General features: G+C 66.8%; 12 protein-coding genes and 2 pseudogenes. 9 read left to right on the plus strand and 5 right to left on the minus strand.

Annotated elements, in window-relative coordinates; all coding sequences use genetic code 11:
- Positions 1-75 precede the first annotated feature (75 nt).
- Positions 76-1,104, plus strand: a complete 1,029-nt coding sequence (gene adhP, locus ACW177_RS07995) for an alcohol dehydrogenase AdhP (protein ID WP_492028033.1) — start codon at positions 76-78, stop codon at positions 1,102-1,104.
- Between the two features lie 62 nt (positions 1,105-1,166).
- Here adhP and ACW177_RS08000 read toward each other — a convergent pair whose 3' ends face one another.
- Positions 1,167-2,390 (minus strand): acyltransferase family protein, encoded by a 1,224-nt coding sequence (locus tag ACW177_RS08000; protein ID WP_492028034.1) that lies wholly within the window; start codon positions 2,388-2,390, stop codon positions 1,167-1,169.
- Positions 2,391-2,740: 350 nt separating this feature from the next.
- Here ACW177_RS08000 and ACW177_RS08005 point away from each other — a divergent pair, with 350 nt between their 5' ends.
- Positions 2,741-3,352 carry a LytTR family DNA-binding domain-containing protein gene (locus tag ACW177_RS08005; RefSeq protein WP_492028035.1) on the plus strand — a complete coding sequence of 204 codons (612 nt, stop codon included), beginning with the start codon at positions 2,741-2,743 and terminating at the stop codon, positions 3,350-3,352.
- On the opposite strand, the pseudogene ACW177_RS08010 reads toward ACW177_RS08005, so the two are convergent.
- The 3 genes and pseudogenes from ACW177_RS08010 to ligA all read right to left on the minus strand — a co-directional run.
- Positions 3,349-3,567, minus strand: a pseudogene (locus tag ACW177_RS08010) (BRCT domain-containing protein); the annotation flags it as partial. The gene ACW177_RS08005 and the pseudogene ACW177_RS08010 sit on opposite strands and share 4 nt — an antisense overlap.
- Before the next feature lie 255 nt (positions 3,568-3,822).
- A pseudogene (locus ACW177_RS08015) lies at positions 3,823-4,230 on the minus strand (3'-5' exonuclease); the annotation flags it as partial.
- Positions 4,231-4,240: 10 nt separating this feature from the next.
- Complete coding sequence (gene ligA / locus ACW177_RS08020) at positions 4,241-6,577, minus strand: NAD-dependent DNA ligase LigA (protein WP_492028036.1); 2,337 nt, start codon at positions 6,575-6,577, stop codon at positions 4,241-4,243.
- A gap of 75 nt (positions 6,578-6,652) precedes the next feature.
- Between ligA and ACW177_RS08025 the strand changes: the two genes are divergently transcribed.
- Both ACW177_RS08025 and ACW177_RS08030 read left to right on the plus strand, forming a co-directional pair.
- Positions 6,653-7,612 carry a M28 family peptidase gene (locus ACW177_RS08025; RefSeq protein WP_492028037.1) on the plus strand — a complete coding sequence of 320 codons (960 nt, stop codon included), beginning with the start codon at positions 6,653-6,655 and terminating at the stop codon, positions 7,610-7,612.
- The gene (locus tag ACW177_RS08030) at positions 7,612-8,121 is read left to right on the plus strand and encodes a hypothetical protein (RefSeq protein ID WP_492028038.1); all 510 of its coding nucleotides are present in this window, start codon (positions 7,612-7,614) and stop codon (positions 8,119-8,121) included. Before ACW177_RS08025 ends, ACW177_RS08030 begins: the two co-directional genes overlap by 1 nt.
- A gap of 16 nt (positions 8,122-8,137) precedes the next feature.
- Here the strand turns inward: ACW177_RS08030 and ACW177_RS08035 are convergent, their stop codons facing one another.
- Positions 8,138-8,314 (minus strand): hypothetical protein, encoded by a 177-nt coding sequence (locus tag ACW177_RS08035; RefSeq protein ID WP_492028039.1) that lies wholly within the window; start codon positions 8,312-8,314, stop codon positions 8,138-8,140.
- A 127-nt stretch (positions 8,315-8,441) separates the two neighbouring features.
- On the opposite strand from ACW177_RS08035, the gene ACW177_RS08040 reads away from it, so the two are divergent.
- The 5 genes from ACW177_RS08040 to gspD all read left to right on the plus strand — a co-directional run bounded on the left by ACW177_RS08040 (position 8,442) and on the right by gspD (position 16,762).
- On the plus strand, positions 8,442-9,104 hold the full coding sequence (locus ACW177_RS08040) for a sugar transferase (RefSeq protein WP_492028040.1): 663 nt from the start codon (positions 8,442-8,444) through the stop codon (positions 9,102-9,104).
- 217 nt (positions 9,105-9,321) lie between these two features.
- Positions 9,322-10,845: a beta-helix domain-containing protein gene (locus tag ACW177_RS08045; protein WP_492028041.1), complete on the plus strand. Its 1,524-nt coding sequence runs from the start codon at positions 9,322-9,324 to the stop codon at positions 10,843-10,845.
- Positions 10,846-10,920: 75 nt separating this feature from the next.
- Positions 10,921-13,572, plus strand: coding sequence for a TonB-dependent receptor domain-containing protein (locus tag ACW177_RS08050; protein ID WP_492028042.1), 2,652 nt, complete (start codon positions 10,921-10,923; stop codon positions 13,570-13,572).
- Positions 13,573-13,811: 239 nt separating this feature from the next.
- On the plus strand, positions 13,812-14,609 hold the full coding sequence (locus ACW177_RS08055) for a type II secretion system protein N (RefSeq protein WP_492028043.1): 798 nt from the start codon (positions 13,812-13,814) through the stop codon (positions 14,607-14,609).
- Entirely contained in the window at positions 14,606-16,762 is a 2,157-nt protein-coding gene (gspD, locus tag ACW177_RS08060; RefSeq protein WP_492028044.1) for a type II secretion system secretin GspD, read from the plus strand. Before ACW177_RS08055 ends, gspD begins: the two co-directional genes overlap by 4 nt.
- Positions 16,763-16,765: the final 3 nt, after the last annotated feature.

Raw genomic sequence — 16,765 nt, forward strand, 5'->3', positions numbered from 1 at the left:
GCGTATCTCCCAGGCGGGCGGGCCGGTGTCCTGCTTCCGGTCCGCCTGTTCCCCCAAAATCGACGAGGATGTTCCATGCCCAGAACCATGAAGGCCGCTGTCGTGCGCGCGTTCGGTCAGCCGCTGACCATCGACGAGGTCGCTGTGCCCGAGCCGGGGCCGGGCCAGATCCAGGTCAAGATCGAGGCCTCGGGCGTCTGTCACACCGATCTGCACGCGGCTGAGGGCGACTGGCCGGTCAAGCCGAACCCGCCCTTCATTCCGGGCCACGAGGGAGTCGGCTATGTCTCGGCGGTGGGGGCGGGGGTCACCCTGGTCAAGGAGGGCGACCGGGTCGGGGTGCCGTGGCTGTACTCGGCCTGCGGTCACTGCAAACACTGTCTGGGCGGCTGGGAGACCCTGTGTCACGACCAGCAGAACACCGGATATTCGGTCAACGGCGGCTTCGCGGAATACGCCATCGCCGACCCGAACTACGTCGGCCACCTGCCGGCCAATGTCAGCTTCACCGACATCGCCCCGATCCTGTGCGCCGGGGTGACGGTCTACAAGGGGCTGAAGATGACGGACACCAAGCCGGGCGACTGGGTGGTGATCTCCGGCATCGGCGGCCTGGGCCATGTGGCGGTCCAGTACGCCAAGGCCATGGGTCTGAACGTCGCCGCCGTGGACGTGGACGACGCCAAGCTGGACCTGGCGCGACGGCTGGGCGCCACCGTCACGGTCAACGCCAAGACGTCCAACGACCCTGCCGCCGACATCAAGGCCCAGACCGACGGCGGCGCCCAGGGCGTGCTGGTCACGGCCGTCTCGCCCAAGGCCTTCGAACAGGCGGTCAATATGACGGCGCGGGGCGCGACCGTGGCCCTGAACGGCCTGCCGCCCGGCGACTTCCCCCTGTCGATCTTCGACATGGTTCTGAACGGCACCACGGTGCGCGGCTCCATCGTCGGCACCCGCCTGGACCTTCAGGAGGCGCTTCAGTTCGCCGCCGACGAGAAGGTCAAGGCCACGGTCTCGGTCGAGCCGCTGGAGAACATCAACAGCATCTTCCAGCGGATGCGCGACGGCCAGATTGAGGGCCGGATCGTCATGACGATTTGAAAATGCATCTGACGAAGATTTTTGCTTGAAGTTGAGAGGGCTGGGCGGTCCCAGCCCTCGCATTAGGCGGGCGACCGCGCGGTTCGCCCTTCCTTCTGCGGCTTCACCCCCAGCAACAGGCCCAGCCATCCGATCCGGCGCGCGATCTCGTAGGCGAGGAGGCAGCCCAGGGCGGTGATCAGGATCAGCAGGCCGGCCTCCACGCCCAACGGCAGATGGAGCGTGGCCAGATTATAGGCCGCCACGACCGTCACCGTCTGGTGGACGATGTAGAAGGGGAAGACGCCCACCGAGAGATAGCGCAGGGCCGGGCCGCCCCGGTTCAACCATCGTGCGCCGAAGCCCAGGATGGCGGCGATGAAGCTCGCCTGATCCAGGGCATAGACGATCCGCATCGCCTGCCTGAGCGGCTCGGACGGATTGACGTCGCCGCGGTAGATCCAGGCATAGGTCGCCCAGGCCGCCCAACTGCACAGGGCGATGACCAGGGCGGGCCAGCGCAGGCGCATCAAGGTCTGACGCGCCTCCTCGGACCGGGCGATCAGATAGCCGAACAGGAAGGCGCCCAAGCTGAGGGCGTGGTTGTACCAGTCGTCGGTCAGGGCATGGGTGATCTCGAACCGGGGTGCCAGAAACCAGCGGATCAGGATCAGATACAGGACCGGCCAGACCACTAGCCCCCATCCCCGAAAGACCCGATCCCCCACCGCCTGAAGCGCGCGCCGGACGGCCGGAAAGGCGATCATCACCGTCAGCAACAGACTGTAGGGCAGCAGATAGGCGATGAACCACAGGTGGTTCCACGTCGGCGTGGTCAGGCAACCGTCGGCGTCGCACCAGTGGCCGGTCGAGGTGGCGTACCGCACCCAGAAGTCCTTGAGCACCGGTCCGTGCGCGGGGTCGGCGATCCCCAGGCCCTTGGCCGCCTCGACGATCTCGTAATAGCTCTGGGGCGGCACGACCACGAAAATGCCGAACAGGAGCGGCGGCAGCAGGCGCAGGGTGCGCGATCCGGCCAGCGCCCATCCGCCTTGTCCGCGCGCCTCGAACCCGTCCGCCAGAAACCGGGTCGCACAGCCCGAGACCAGAAACAGCAGGGTCAACCGCCACGGGCCCGTCATCGTCATGATCGGTTCTAATGCCTCGATCTGACGTGGACTTTTCACATGCCAGTCCCAGGGCACATAGAACATGCCGACGTGATAGAGGATCAGCAGCATGAAGGCGCCGACACGGATCCAGTCGAGGTCGTATCGGCGTGCGGGCGTTGGGGGCGGTGAGGGCATGGGCGAACTCCATGGAGAATAGGAAGGCGTCCACGGATGTCGGGCGGCCCGTTACACGGCAATCGGCGGGGGATGCGCGGCCGGCTGCGGGGGACAATCCGGCGCGGGCGGGGCCGAGCGGCGTGTGGGCTGGGATGAACGGAACGGCGAGCGTAATCGCTCGTCTGCGGGGAACGAATTCACGCGATCTGATCGCGGGCTGGGTGGCGAGCGCGTCCTGGGTGGTCGCCGTGAACACCGTGAACGTCCTGTCGGTCCTGGCCGATGCCCCGGGCCTCGAAACATGGAAGCCCTGGGTCTGGGAAGGATCCAGTGCGGTCGCTCTCTTTCTTCTACTGTGGATTCCCTGGTTGACGACCGCCGCAGCGCCGCCGGATCAGGTGCTGGCGGCGGGATGGCGGCCCAAGGCCGCGTTCCTGAGCGTTCACGCCGTTGGGTTTGTGGCCTATTCGGCTCTGCACGTGGCCGGCTTCGTGATCCTGCGGAAAATGGCCTACGACCTTTGGGCGGACGGCCCTTACGAGTTCGGCGAGCGCTTCATCTACGAGATGCGCAAGGATCTGCTGGGTTATGCGCTGTTCGTCGGCGTCTTCTGGATGGTCGGCTATCTGCGACGGCGGCGAGACGAACCGGTGCGGCCGGTCAGTTTCGACATCCGCGACGGCGCCCGCATCATCCGCGCGCCCCTGGCCGACATTCTGGCGGTCAGTTCGGCGGGGAACTATGTCGAGTTCCTGCTGGCGGACGGGCGGCGTCCGCTGATGCGCGCGACCCTGGCGGCGGTCGAGGCCGAACTGTCGCGGTTCGGCTTCGTGCGCGTCCATCGCTCTTGGCTGGTCAATTCAGAGCGCGTCACCGGCCTGCAGCCCGATGGCTCGGGCGACTGGACCGTGGAACTGGGGGCGGTCAATGCGCCCCTGTCACGCCGCTATCCCGCCGCCCTGGCGACGCTGCGCGGCTAGCCGATCAAGGCCAGCCACTCGTCCTCGGTCAAGACAGTTACTCCGTGCTTTTCGGCATCCTTCAGCTTGGAGCCGGCGCCGGGGCCGGCGACGAGGTAGTCGGTCTTTTTGGAGACGGAGCCCGAGACCTTGGCGCCCAGGCTTTCGGCGCGGGCCTTGGCTTCGTCGCGGGTGAAGCGTTCCAGGGCGCCGGTGAAGACCAGGGTTAAGCCGGTGATGGGGGACGACGTAGTCTCTGCCCTTGAGGCAAAGGCCGAGGGCCGAGAGGGCGCAGCAGCTTTAGGGCGGGGTCGATAGGGCGAAGAACACGGCCAATAGTGGTCGGCATTCAGGCGGCCAGCGGTGATCGACGTCAGCTCGGCCAAGCTGACGAGGCATTGTGCACCGGTCGCTTGGATCGCTGCCAGCGCGACCGAGGCGCAAGCGTAAGCATCCTGCGCCGCGTCGTGGTGCTGGAAGGTGATCCCGAGGTGATTGCAGACATCATTTAGTTTGGCCGAACCGAGCATCGGCCAACTCTGCTGCGCGATCTTGACCGTGCAGAGGTAGTCGAACTCTGGATAAGGAAGACCGTATACATCACACGTGCTGCGGATGACGCTCATGTCGAATGCCGCGTTGTGCGCCAAGACGGTTCGCCCTTGCAGTCGGGGCATAAGCTTTTCGAGCACGCCAGGAAACTCGTCGGCATCTTTCACATGATCCGGACCAATGCCGTGAAAGGCGATATTCCAGCTAGAAAATCGCATACCGGGCGGGCGGATGTAGTGGTGTTCGATCTCGTCGATGCGTCCTTCGTTGACCCAGGCCAAGCCGATAGAGCATGGGCTCGCCCGCGTCTCATTGGCGGTCTCGAAGTCGATGGCGACGGCGCGCATGAAAGTGTCCTTATGGTTGCGCTATGAGCGCTAACCATTCGTCCTCGGTCAAGACAGTTACTCCGTGTTTCTCGGCGTCCTTCAGCTTGGAGCCGGCGCCGGGGCCGGCGACCAGGTAGTCGGTCTTTTTGGAGACGGAGCCTGAGACCTTGGCGCCCAGGCTTTCGGCGCGGGCCTTGGCTTCGTCGCGGGTGAAGCGTTCCAGGGCGCCGGTGAAGACGACGGTCTTGCCGGCGACCGGGGTGTCGGACTTGGGCCGTTCGGCGTCGAGGATCTGGGTCAGTTCGGCCTCGAGCGCGGCGACGACCTGGAGATTGTGGGGCTCGTGGAAGAAGTGGGCCAGGGCGAGGGCGGCGACGGGGCCGACGCCGGTGACGCCGGCGATCTGGTTCAGGATTTCGGACGGGCCTTCCTCGCGCGCCACTCGGGCCAGTTCGATCAGGCCGGACCAGTCCTGAACCATCGTCGCCAGCGAACGGCGAGCGGGGGCGGCCATGCCGGGGAAGGCCTGGCTGATCTTCATATCCATGGTCGCCTCGGGCCAGGGATCGGCGGCGGGGGGCGTCGCCTCGGCCATCAGGGCCAGGACGCGGGGCGATATGGCGTGGGCGGCGGCCAGGGCGGTCCAGGCGTCGGACGGCACGCGCGAAGCGGCCTGGAGGCAGGCGGCCTTCAGCGCGGGCCAGCTCTCGAAGGCGCGGGCCAGGACGATGGAGGTCTGTTCGCCGATGTCGCGGATGCCCAGGCCGAACAGGAAGCGGTCCAGCGAGATGACGCGACGGGCGTCGATGCCGGCGATCAGGTTGCGGATACTGGTCTCGCCATAGCCGTCGTCGCGTTCCAGTTCCTTCAGCCGCGCCGCGTCGCGCGCCAGGCGGAAGATGTCGGCGGGTTCCTTGATCCAGCCGCGCGCATTGAAGGCGACCAATTGTTTCTCGCCCAGACCCTCGATGTCGAAGGCGCGGCGGCCGACGAAATGCTTCAGCCGTTCGACGATCTGGGCGTCGCAGATCAGGCCGCCGGTGCAGCGGCGCTTGACCTCGTCGCCCTCGCGCACGGCTTCTGAGCCGCAGACCGGGCATTTGTCGGGGAAGACATAGGGGACGGCGTCGGCGGGGCGCAGGTCCGGGACCACGCCCAGGATCTGGGGGATGACGTCGCCGGCGCGTTGCAGGGTGACCGTGTCGCCGATGCGGACGTCCAGACGTTCGATCTCGTCTTCATTATGCAGGGTGGCGTTCCTGACCACGACGCCGCCGACCGTGACCGGATGCAGACGGGCGACGGGGGTCAGGGCGCCGGTGCGGCCGACCTGGATGTCGATCCCCTCCAGCACCGTGGTCGCCTGTTGCGCCGTGAATTTGTGGGCGATGGCCCAGCGGGGGCTGCGGGCGACGAAGCCCAGGCGGCGCTGCCAATCCAGGCGGTCCACCTTGTAGACCACGCCGTCGATGTCATAGCCCAGGGTCGCGCGGTCACGTTCCAGCTCGCGATAGACTTCGATCAGGCCTTCGGCGCCCTCGACCCGGCGCGAGCGGGCGTTGACGGGGAAGCCCCAGGCCTTGAGCTTTTGCAGGGCCTCCCACTGGGTTTCGGCGAAGTCGCTGGAGTGTTCGCCCCAGGCGTAGGCGAAGAAGTTCAGCGGGCGTTTGCCCGTGATCCGGGCGTCCTTCTGGCGCAGGGAGCCGGCGGCGAAATTGCGGGGGTTGGCGTAGGTGCGGCGGCCCTCGGCCTCGGCGGCGGCGTTAAAGGCGGCGAAGGCGTCGTTGGGGGCGTAGACCTCGCCCCGGATCTCGATCCGGTCGGGCCAGTCGTCGCCGGCTAAAGTCTGTTTCACATCGGCGATGGTGTTCAGATTGGCGGTGACGTCCTCGCCGGAACGGCCGTCGCCGCGCGTGGCGCCGATGGTCAGGCGGCCGTCCACATAGAGGAGGTTGGCGGACAGGCCGTCGATCTTGGGTTCGGCGACGAAGGCGATGGGTTCGTCGGCGGGCAGTTTCAGGAAACGGGCGATGCGGGCCACGAAGTCGCGCACCTCGCCCTCGTCGAAGGCGTTGTCCAGGGACAGCATGGGCACGCCGTGGCGGACCTCGGCGAACTGGCTGGAGGCGACGGCGCCGACCTTGTTCGATGGGGAGTCGGGGCGGATAAGATCGGGGAAGGCGGTCTCGATCTCCAGATTGCGGGCGCGCAGGGCGTCGTAGTCCGCGTCGGAAATCTCGGGCGCCGCCTCATTATAGAGGGCGTCGTGGCGGGCCATTTCGGCGGCCAGCCAGGCCAGGGCTTCGGCCGCGGTTTCGGCGGTCAGGTCTTCGACGGGCGGGAAGGGGGGAATCGCGCTGGACATGTCGGGGTCTCATTACCACGGGCTGACGCGAGACGATCCGCGCGCTAGGCTGAATCGTTATTGATGGAGTCGTTCATGCCGCCTGCCGCCGTCCGATCCCTTCTGCTCGGCGGATGCGCCGCCCTGGCCCTGAGCGGATGTGTCGAGCCGATCAGCCCCCCGCCGCCCGCGCCCGTCATCTCCGCTGAATACGGCCAGCTGCTGGACGATGTGCGGATCCTGTCGGCGGACGATATGGAAGGACGGGGAACCGGAACACCGGGCGGGGAGCGGGCGCGGGCCTATGTGGTGTCGCGGCTGGAGGCCCTGGGCGTGGCGCCGGCGGGCTTCGGGCGGTTGCAATGGTTCGAGGGGACGGGGCCATCGCCGCAGGGGCCGGTCACCTATCGCGGGGCCAATGTGCTGGGCGTCATCCCTGGAACCCGTGTGGGCGACCGCTATATTGTGGTCAGCGCCCATTATGACCACGTCGGAACCTACGGCGGACAGATCTACAACGGGGCCGACGACAACGCCTCGGGCGTGGCGACCATGCTGGAGCTGGCCAAGCGGCTGAAGGCCCAGGCGCCGGAGCATAGTGTGCTGCTGGTCGCGTTTGACGGGGAGGAGCGGGGGCTGCTGGGCGCGCGCGAGTTCGTCAAGGCGCCGCCCGTACCCCTCTCGTCCATCGCCCTGAACCTGAACTTCGACATGACGGCGCGGGCCGAGACGGACGGCCATCTGTGGGTCACGGGCACCTATCAGCACCCGAACCTGCGCCCGATCCTTGAGCCCTTGCCGGCGATGGGGTCGGTCAGTTTCGCCTTCGGCAAGGATACGCCGCAGGACGAGGGGGAGAACAACTGGGTCTCGGCGTCGGACCACGGCGCCTTCCACGACAAGGGGGTGCCCTTCCTCTATATGGGCGTGGACTATCACCCGGATTATCACCGCCCGACCGATGACTTGGAGCGGATCAAGCCGGAGGCCTTCACCTCGGCGACGGAACTGGCCATCGCCGGCTTCCGCGCCCTGGATCGGTCGCTGGATCGGTGATGCGTCGTCTTGTTGTTCCCATTCTGATCGGGATGGCGGCCCTGGCCGGCTGCGAGCGGCGTGAGGCGAGGCCGGAGGCGCCGGCGTCGGCGCCCGCGCGGGAGGCTGATTTCCGCCACCGGTTGGAGGGAGACATCTCCGGCGACTATCGTCCCGTGGCTGAGACGGGAGAGGCCTGGGGGGTCGAGAGCCTGTTCATCGGACAGGCGGCGGCGTTAGAGGCCTGGGAGGGCGGACGGCGCGAGGCGTCGCCGCTGATCCTGACCCTGAACGGGCCGGACGGCGCCGTCGTGTTCACGCCGCGCGCCTATTCGCTGTCCGATGAGCGGCTGACCCTGGTCGCGGTCGCGCCGGGCGGACGGGAGGCGAGGCTGGAGGCCCGCATCGACGTCGGCGCCCTGGCTACCGGGCGTCGCAATCTGGGCGACCAGACGCCGGTGATCACCGGGGGGGTGACGGTTGATGGCCGGAGACTGCCTGTCAGCCTGGGCTGGTGGAACGGCGACTGATCGGGCGAAGACCGGGTCAGGCGAAGGCGCGGGCCAGCAGCCATCCTGCCGCCGCCACCAATAGCCAGAGCACCGCGCCCAGCCCGATCATGACGGCGACCGAGCGACGGCCCGACCAGCGGGGTTCCGCCGGCGGGGGCTCGACCAGTCGTAGCGACGGACGGCGTGGGGGTTTGCGGTCTTCAGGGCGCACTATGCAACCTATGATAGGTTGTTCGTGATGGTCAACAAACCGAGGGCCGCCAAGTGCATCGGTCATGCCTCGCCGGGTTGCATATAACGCAACCTTAAGGAATATTCTCCGGCGGGGGAGAGCGAAAATGACGACCGTTGAGGCCGTGCTGCGCAGCATAGTGGCGGACGAGCCGGCAGTGCGCGGTTCAACGCGCGGGAGGCGCGGCCTTATCCGGCTGATGGACATTCTGGCGGCGTCGGCGGGGCTGCTGTTCTTCCTGCCGACCCTGCTGCTGATCGCCGTTGCGGTGCGGGCGCAGGACGGTGGGCCTGCGCTGTTTCGCCAGCAGAGGATCGGGCGTGACGGGCGGTCGTTCGCCTGTCTGAAGTTCCGCTCCATGACGACGGACGCCGAGGCGCGCCTCGCCCAGCTGGCGGATGGGGAATGGGCCGAGCGCCGCAAGCTGCGCCATGATCCGCGCGTGACGCCCTTGGGTCGGTTCCTGCGTTTGTCCAGCCTGGACGAGCTGCCGCAACTGATCAATGTGCTGGTCGGGGACATGTCCTTGGTCGGACCAAGACCCATCGTGGCGGATGAGGCGCCGCTCTATGGACGTCGCTTCGTCGCCTATTGCGCGGTGCGGCCGGGTCTGACGGGCCTATGGCAGGTGTCGGGGCGCAATGATGTTTCATATCCGCGTCGGGTGGCCATGGACATGTGGCTGGTCCGCAATCTGACGGTCCGAACCTATCTGGCGCTGATCCTGCGCACCATACCGGCCGTGCTGGCGCGTGAGGGCGTTTACTGAGCGGCAGCGAAACTGATTTGGTGACGGACCAAATATCGCAAAACGGATGTGAATTGTCCGCAAAACCTCCGCCGAACCTTCACCTTAGGGCGCAAGCGCCGTCACACGGGCAGACTATGACTGAAGTTGGGCAGGAGGGACGTACACGTCATCGCGGCCGGGCATGAGCTCGGCCGTCCCCTGTCATAGCTCTTTGACCAGACACGGTGGACTGACGATGACCGGCCTTCAGCTCAAGACCCTTCTCGTGACGGCGGCCAGCGCCCTCGCGCTCGCCGCCTGCGGCTCGGCCGAGGTTGCCTCGCCCGGCGAGGGCGATTTCGGCGACGGCGGCTCCACGCCGACCACCCCGACCACGCCGACGACCGGCACCCCCGCCGCCGACTGCCCGACGGGCCTGACCAACGTCGGCACCATCGCTAACGGCACCCTGCGCGTCTGCCAGCTGCCGCAACAGGTTCTGGGCAACCTGAGCCTGGCAGTCCGCGACGGCACCATCTACGCCATCAGCGGCCGCACCGAAGTCGGCACCGACGGCGGCGTCGCTGCGGGCTCCACGACGGGTACGCAGGGCATTCTGACGATCGATCCCGGCGTGAAGATCTTCGCCTTCAACGGCGGCGACTATCTGCTGGTCAACCGCGGCTCGCAGATTTTCGCTGAAGGCACCGCGACCAACCCGATCATCTTCACCAGCCGCCAGGACATCGAAGGCACGGCCACCTCGACTTCGCAAGGTCAGTGGGGCGGCATCGTGATCGCCGGCCGCGCGCCCGCAGCCAACTGCCAGCTGACCGCGCCGGTCACCTGCACTGGCCAGATCGAGGGCACCAACGCCTACTTCGGTGGTAACACTGCGGCCGACAACTCGGGTCGTCTGCGCTACGTTCAGATCAAGTACTCCGGCTTCGAAATCGCGACCGGCAATGAGCTTCAGGCCCTGACCCTGGGCGGCGTCGGTTCGGGTACGACCCTGGAATATATCCAGTCGTACAACAGCTCGGACGACGGCATCGAGATCTTCGGCGGCAACGCCAACCTGAAGCATATCGTCATCAACGGCGCCGACGACGATGGTCTGGATACCGACACCGGCTGGCGCGGCGGCGCCCAGTTCGGCATCGTGACCCAGCGTGCGCCGAACTCCACCAGCCGTTCTGCCGGCTTCGAGTTCTCGTCCGCCCCGACCTCGACGGCCTATCTGTCGCGCTACCTGTCGCAGCCGAAGATCGCCAACTGGACACTGGTTGGTCGTAACGCCCCGACCGACGCTCACACGGTCATGCACTTCGACACCGGTACCAACCCGAACCTGATCAACATCGTCGCCACCTCGACAACGGGTTCGGTCGCCGGCTGCTTCGACATCGCCGACGTGGATACGCAGACGAGCTTCGACGGCGGCTCGACGCCGTCGCTGCGCTCGATCTACATGTCCTGCTCGGTCTCCTACCGTCCGGCCAACATCACGCGTTCGACGGCGGTGTTCACCAACGCCCGCAACACCAATGTGACGGCGGCGGGAACCTCGACCCTGACGGCTCCGGCCTCGGGTACGACGATCACCAACCAGAACCTGGCGTTCATCAACGGCGCCAACGAGAACGCCGTGACGGCGGTCGATCCGAAGACGGTCTACAGCTACTTCGACAGCGTGACCTACATCGGCGCCGTGCAGAACGCCTCCGACACTTGGTGGCAGGGCTGGACCTGCGGCCTGACCTCCGGCTCGACCTGCTGAAGACGACTGCGCCGGCGGCGGCCCAAGGGTCGCCGCCGGTTCTTCGCGTTTCCTGACCCCTTCAAGGCGCAGACCATGAATAGACTTACTCTGACCCTGAGCGGGGTCCTTCTCGCCACCAGTGCGCTGATTGCACCCGGTTTGGCGTTCGCCCAGACGACCTCGACGGCCCCGACCACGCAGACCCCGGCCGAACAGGTCGAGGAACAGGCGACCGACGTCGGCGAGATCGTGGTTCTGGGGCGCTATATTCCCGAACCCAATCGCGAAAGCGCCGAAGTTGCGGCCTTCCTGACGTCCGAGGACCTGGAGCGCACCGGCGACAGCAACGCCGCCGCCGCCCTGACCCGCGTCACCGGCCTGTCGATCGTCGAGGGCCGTTTCATCTATGTTCGCGGCCTGGGCGAGCGCTATTCGTCGGCCCTGCTGAACGGTTCGCCGCTGCCCAGCCCTGAGCCGCTGCAACGGGTCGTGCCCCTGGACCTGTTCCCCTCCAGCATCCTGGACGGCGTGACGGTTCAGAAGACCTATTCGGCCGACTTCCCCGGCGAGTTCGGCGGCGGCGTCATCGACCTGCATACCATCGACGCGCCCAACCAGCCCTTCTTCAACATGAAGCTGTCGCTGGGCGGCAATACTGAATCCACCGGCAAGGAAGGCCTGATCTATTACGGATCGCGCACCGACTTCACCGGTTTTGACGACGACACCCGCGAAGTGCCCGGCGCCATCGCCATCGCCTTCAACCAGGGCAAGCAGATCAACAGCGCCAACTTCACCGCCGACCAGCTTCAGGCCATGGGGCAGTCTCTGGTGAACGCGCCCCTGCGCCTGCTGCAACGTGAAAAAACGCCGATCGACGGTGGTGTCGAACTGGCCGGCGGATTTTCACAGGATACCGGAATCGGCACCCTAGGCCTGATTGCGGTGGCCGGTTACGACAACAGCTGGCGCGCGCGTCACGGCGTTCAGGAAGAAGGTCAGTTCCAGGGCGAAGTCCTGGAGGTCGCTTCGTCCTACGACGTCGAGTCGAACCAGAACGACATCCGCCTGAACTTCCTCGGCGGCCTGTCGCTGTCGAACGCCGACCACGAGGTCAAGTGGACCAACCTCTACGTCCGTAATACGACCAAGGAGGCCCGCTCGGTCGCCGGTCCGGACTTCGACGCCGGCGGCAGCGTGATCCGCAATGACTATACCGAGTGGTTCGTGCGCCAGCTGTGGAGCAGCCAGCTGGCCGGCGAACATCAGTTTATGGACGGATCGCTCGAGATCGACTGGCGCGCCGCCTATGCCAAGACCTCGCGGGACGCGCCCTATGAGTCGCGCTTCCAATACGGCGTCGATGCAGATGGCGAGTACATCCACAACGTCCAGGGCAATCTGATCTCGTTCAGCGAACTGGACGACGACATCGTGTCCGGCGGCGTGGACGTGGCCTATACCCTGCCTCTGTCCTCGGCGCGGGAAGCCGTCATCAGCGCCGGCGTCGCCACCCTGGACAACAATCGTGAAGCCACGCGTCACGATCTGCAGTTCGAGGCCGTCAATAGCCTGACGGACGATCAGCGCTACTCGCGCATCGACTATCTGTTCTCGGATTACAACATCAACTCGACCACGCTGCAGCTGCGCGAAATCGCGGGCGGCAACGGCGCCAGCGCTTATGACGCCGAACTGCAGGTCAACGCCGCCTACGCCATGGTCGATGCGGAAATCATCCCGCTGGTCCGCACCACCGTCGGCGTGCGTTTCGAGGACGGCGAGCAGAGCGTCACGCCGCGCGACGTGTTCGGCGGGACCTCGACCTACCAAGCCACCGAGATCGAAGAGCAGTATTGGCTGCCTTCGCTGACGGCGACCTGGAACTTCGCCGAGGATCAGCAACTGCGCTTCGGCGTGTCCAAGACCATCGGTCGTCCCCAGTTCCGCGAACTGGCGCCTCAGTCCTACACGGACCCGGAAAGCGATCGCATCTTCATCGGCAACCCCTATTTGGTGGACACCGAACTGTTGAACCTGGACGCGCGGTACGAATGGTATTTCGCCCGCCAGCAGTTCATCACCGCCGGCGTCTTCTACAAGGACATGGACAAGCCGGTTGAGTCCGTCATCGTCAATGTCGGCAACCAGCGTCAGCAATCGTTCCTGAACGCGCCCAAGGCGACCATCATGGGCGCCGAGGTCGAGGTGAAGAAGTACTTCGAGTTCCCCGACCAGACCCTGTCCTTCATCGCCAACAAGCGCTGGCTGGTGCAGGCCAACTACACCTACTCGGACTCCGAGGTGAAGGTGGACGACGGCGACACCGTCATGACCCTGGGCGGGGCGGGTTCGCCGGAAGACGCGGCCTTCTTCATCCAGGACGGCAGCCGTCTGCAAGGCCAGTCGGACCATGTCGCCAACCTGCAACTGGGCTGGGAAGACGACACGGCCCGGTCCCAGGCGACGATTATCGTCAACTATGTCAGCGACCGTATCACCGCGCGCGGCGCCGGCACCGGTTCCAGCCGCGAGCCCGATTTCATCCAGGATCCGGGCGTCTTCCTCGACTTCGTCTATCGCAAGGACTTCACCGTCAGGGCTCGCGACCTGGGCTTCTCCCTGGAGCTGCGGAACCTGCTGGGGACCGACTTCGACGAATATCAGGAGCTGGGAAACAAGATCCGGGTCAACAACTACGACCTGGGCCAGAGCGCCTCGGTCAGCCTTACCGCCCGCTTCTGATTTCAGAAACAGCCGACGCATTGCGACCGGAAGGCTTCGGCCTTCCGGTCGTTTTCGTTTCGGATTGCTCCGTACAGGTCGTGACTGTCACGACATGTTCTTTGTGTCTTCACACTTCGGTGCGGCCCGCATACGGACGATTAGTCTAGATCGCGCCATGGCCGAGTGGGGGCCGGAACAGGCATGGCGTCGTGATCGCGGCTTTCCGTAGTTTTAACGTCACCTCAGCGACCGACCGCTTGCGTCGACTGCCGCTGCGCCGCCTCGTCGAAGGCGTGCTGATCCTGTTGCTGCTGGTGCAGGCCGGGCGGCTCGTCTGGCTGTTCGTCGCACCGTCGCCGAACCCCTCAACCGCCGCAGCCGCGCGTCCGGCTCCCGCCGTCGATCTGAGCATATTGTCGCGCTTCGACGCCTTCTTCCGGACCGGAGGGCAGGGGGCGCTGGCCGGCGCCTCGGGCGCGGACGCCAGCCAGATGCGGCTGTTTGGCGTTCGCTCGGGCGGGGTCGGCGGCGGCTCGGCCATCATCGGCCTGGCGGATGGGCGTCAGATCTCGGTCGGCGTCGGCGAGGAGGTCGAGCCTGGTCTGGTCTTGCAGAGCGTCGGGCCGGACTTCGTGACCCTGGCGCGGGGCCAGTCCGTGAGCCGTCTTGAGTTTTCCGATGCGCCGGCCGGGGCCGCCGCGCCGCCGCCGCCGCCCGCTACGCCCCAGGTGGTGGGTCCGCCGGCCCCCGCTCCGGCGTCGGGTCAAGCCGCCGTCGTCGATCCGCAAAGGCTGATGGCGCAGGCGTCGCTGCGGCCGCGCATTCAGGGGCTTGGCGTCAACGGCTTCACCGTCTCGTCAGCCGGCAATGCGTCAGAGCTGCGCAGCGCGGGGCTTCAATCGGGCGACGTCATTCTTTCCGTCAACGGCGTGGCGCTGAACAGCCCCCAGGCCATAGGCGCCTTGCGCGGCCAGCTGGCCAGCGCCCCGTCTGCCGAAATCCAATATGAGCGCGCGGGCGAGACGCGCACCACCACCATAAGGACGCGTCCATGACCGCCTCTCTGCGCAATCGCCTGAAGCGCTCCGGCGTCGGCGCCCTCGCCGCCGTCCTGTCGGTGCAGGCCCCGCTGGCCGCTGCGCCTGTCCTGGCGCAGGAAGCGCGCCAGACCCTGAACGTCCAGGGCGCCGACATCCGCGCCTTCATCCAGGACGTGGCCCGCACCACGGGCCGCACCTTCATCGTCGATCCGGCCGTGACCGGGACCGTGACGGTGACCAGCGACCGACCGCTGGGCCGCACCCAGCTGTTCGAAGTCTTCCTGTCCACCCTGCGGGCCAACGGCCTGGTGGTCACGCCGACCCAGTCGGGCGCCTATCGCATCAGTCCGGCCCAGGGCGCCGCCCAGGGGCCGTCGACGGTCGGGGCCGAGCGGTTCTCGACCGAGGTCTTCCAACTGCGCAACATCGACGCGGCGTCCGCCGCCGAAACCATCCGGCCGCTGGTCGGCGCCCAGGGCCAGGTCCTGGCCAATCCCGGCGCCAACAGCGTGGTGGTGGCCGACTTCTCGGACAATCTGGCGCGGATCCGCTCGCTGATCGGGCGGATCGACGTGGATCGGTCCAGCTATGAGGTGGTGGCGCTGGAGAACGCCTCGGCGCGCGAGATCGCCGGGGTGTTGCAACAGGTGATGGCCGCGCCCGGCGGGGGCGGGCAGGGGATGGTCACGATCACGGCGGTCGAAAGCTCGAACTCCGTCGTCCTGCGCGGCGACGGCCAGGCCCTGGCGCGGGTGCGCGGCCTGATCCACGACCTGGACACCCGCTCGCGCGCCAACCAGGACGTCAATGTCATCTTCCTGGAACACGCCAACGCCGAGCAGTTGCTGCCGGTGTTGCAGCAGGTGGTGGGCCAGCCCGTGACGGCTTCGAACAGCACGAGCCAGGGCCTGCACACCGCCCCGACCGGATCGACGACCGGCGCATCCAGCGGCGTGTCTCGCTCCGCCGCCAGCCTGGGCGGCGCGGACGCCGGGAGCGGCGCGATAGGTTCGTCCACCGTCACGGCCACGGGGCAGCGCGCCACCATCGCCCGCTTCCCCGGCGCCAACGCCCTGGTCATCGCCGGGCCGGCCGACATGCAAAGGACCCTGGCGGATGTCATTCGGCGGCTGGACGTGCGCCGCCAGCAGGTGCTGATCGAGGCCATCGTGGTCGAGCTGAGCGACGACGCCGTGCACGAACTGGGCGTCCAATGGTATTACGGCGGCGAGAACGGCGTCGGCCTGACCAACTATACCGATAATGCGACCCCGCTGGTGAGCATCGCGGGCGGCGCCTATGCGGAGGAGCTGGACGAGGACGACTCGCTTCGGGAACAACTGCAAACCCAGGCCGCGAACAGCCTGTCCGGCGCCAATGGCTTCGTCGGCGGCGGCGCGGTCGAGGTGGGCGGCGGCCTGTTCGGCTTCATCATCAATGCGGCCAAGACCGACAAGGGCTCCAACCTGCTTCAGACTCCGTCGGTCATGACGCTGGATAATGAAGAGGCCACCTTCCTGGTCGGGCAAGAGGTGCCGATCACGACGGGCCAGACCCTGCTGGACGGCAATTCGAACCCCTTCACCACGACCGACCGCAAGGACATCGGCGTGCGGCTGACGGTCAGGCCCCAGATCAATGCGGGCGGTTCGATCACCCTGACGCTGCGCCAGGAGGTGTCGGCCATCAACGGCGGGCTGACCAGCAGCACGACGGACCTGGTGTTCGACAAGCGGGAACTGCAGACGACCCTGGTGGTCGATGACGGCGACATCGCGGTCGCCAGCGGACTGCTGGACCAGAACGACATCGTCCAGACCGACAAGGTCCCCGGGCTCGGCGACCTTCCGGGCGTCGGCGCCCTGTTCCGCTCGAACAGCCGGCAGCGGACGCGGACCAATCTGATGGTCTTCCTGCGCCCCACCATCATCCGCACTCGCGAGGAGGCTCAAGGCTTGGCCGCCGACCGCTGGGGCTATATGCGCGACCAGCAGCAGGCGGTGCAGCCTGATCGCGAGCCCAGCCTGGACGGCCTGGTGCGGGACTATATGCGGACCCAGGCGCCGGCCGCCCCGGCGACGGGCGAGGCCATGGTGATCGCACCGACCGGCGTGATCGCTCCGGTCGCCCCGGTCGAGGCCGCGCCCCTGCCGCCGACCGGGAACTGATCC

The sequence above is a fragment of the Brevundimonas sp. AVps23W genome (assembly GCF_058681395.1).

Excerpts from the sequence above, each read along its gene's own strand:
- adhP (WP_492028033.1), top strand. The coding sequence starts at position 76 with ATGCCCAGAACCATGAAGGCCGCTGTCGTGCGCGCGTTCGGTCAGCCG.
- ACW177_RS08000 (WP_492028034.1), bottom strand. The coding sequence starts at position 2,390 with ATGCCCTCACCGCCCCCAACGCCCGCACGCCGATACGACCTCGACTGG.
- ligA (WP_492028036.1), bottom strand. The coding sequence starts at position 6,577 with ATGTCCAGCGCGATTCCCCCCTTCCCGCCCGTCGAAGACCTGACCGCC.
- ACW177_RS08025 (WP_492028037.1), top strand. The coding sequence starts at position 6,653 with ATGCCGCCTGCCGCCGTCCGATCCCTTCTGCTCGGCGGATGCGCCGCC.
- ACW177_RS08030 (WP_492028038.1), top strand. The coding sequence starts at position 7,612 with ATGCGTCGTCTTGTTGTTCCCATTCTGATCGGGATGGCGGCCCTGGCC.
- ACW177_RS08040 (WP_492028040.1), top strand. The coding sequence starts at position 8,442 with ATGACGACCGTTGAGGCCGTGCTGCGCAGCATAGTGGCGGACGAGCCG.
- ACW177_RS08045 (WP_492028041.1), top strand. The coding sequence starts at position 9,322 with ATGACCGGCCTTCAGCTCAAGACCCTTCTCGTGACGGCGGCCAGCGCC.
- ACW177_RS08050 (WP_492028042.1), top strand. The coding sequence starts at position 10,921 with ATGAATAGACTTACTCTGACCCTGAGCGGGGTCCTTCTCGCCACCAGT.
- gspD (WP_492028044.1), top strand. The coding sequence starts at position 14,606 with ATGACCGCCTCTCTGCGCAATCGCCTGAAGCGCTCCGGCGTCGGCGCC.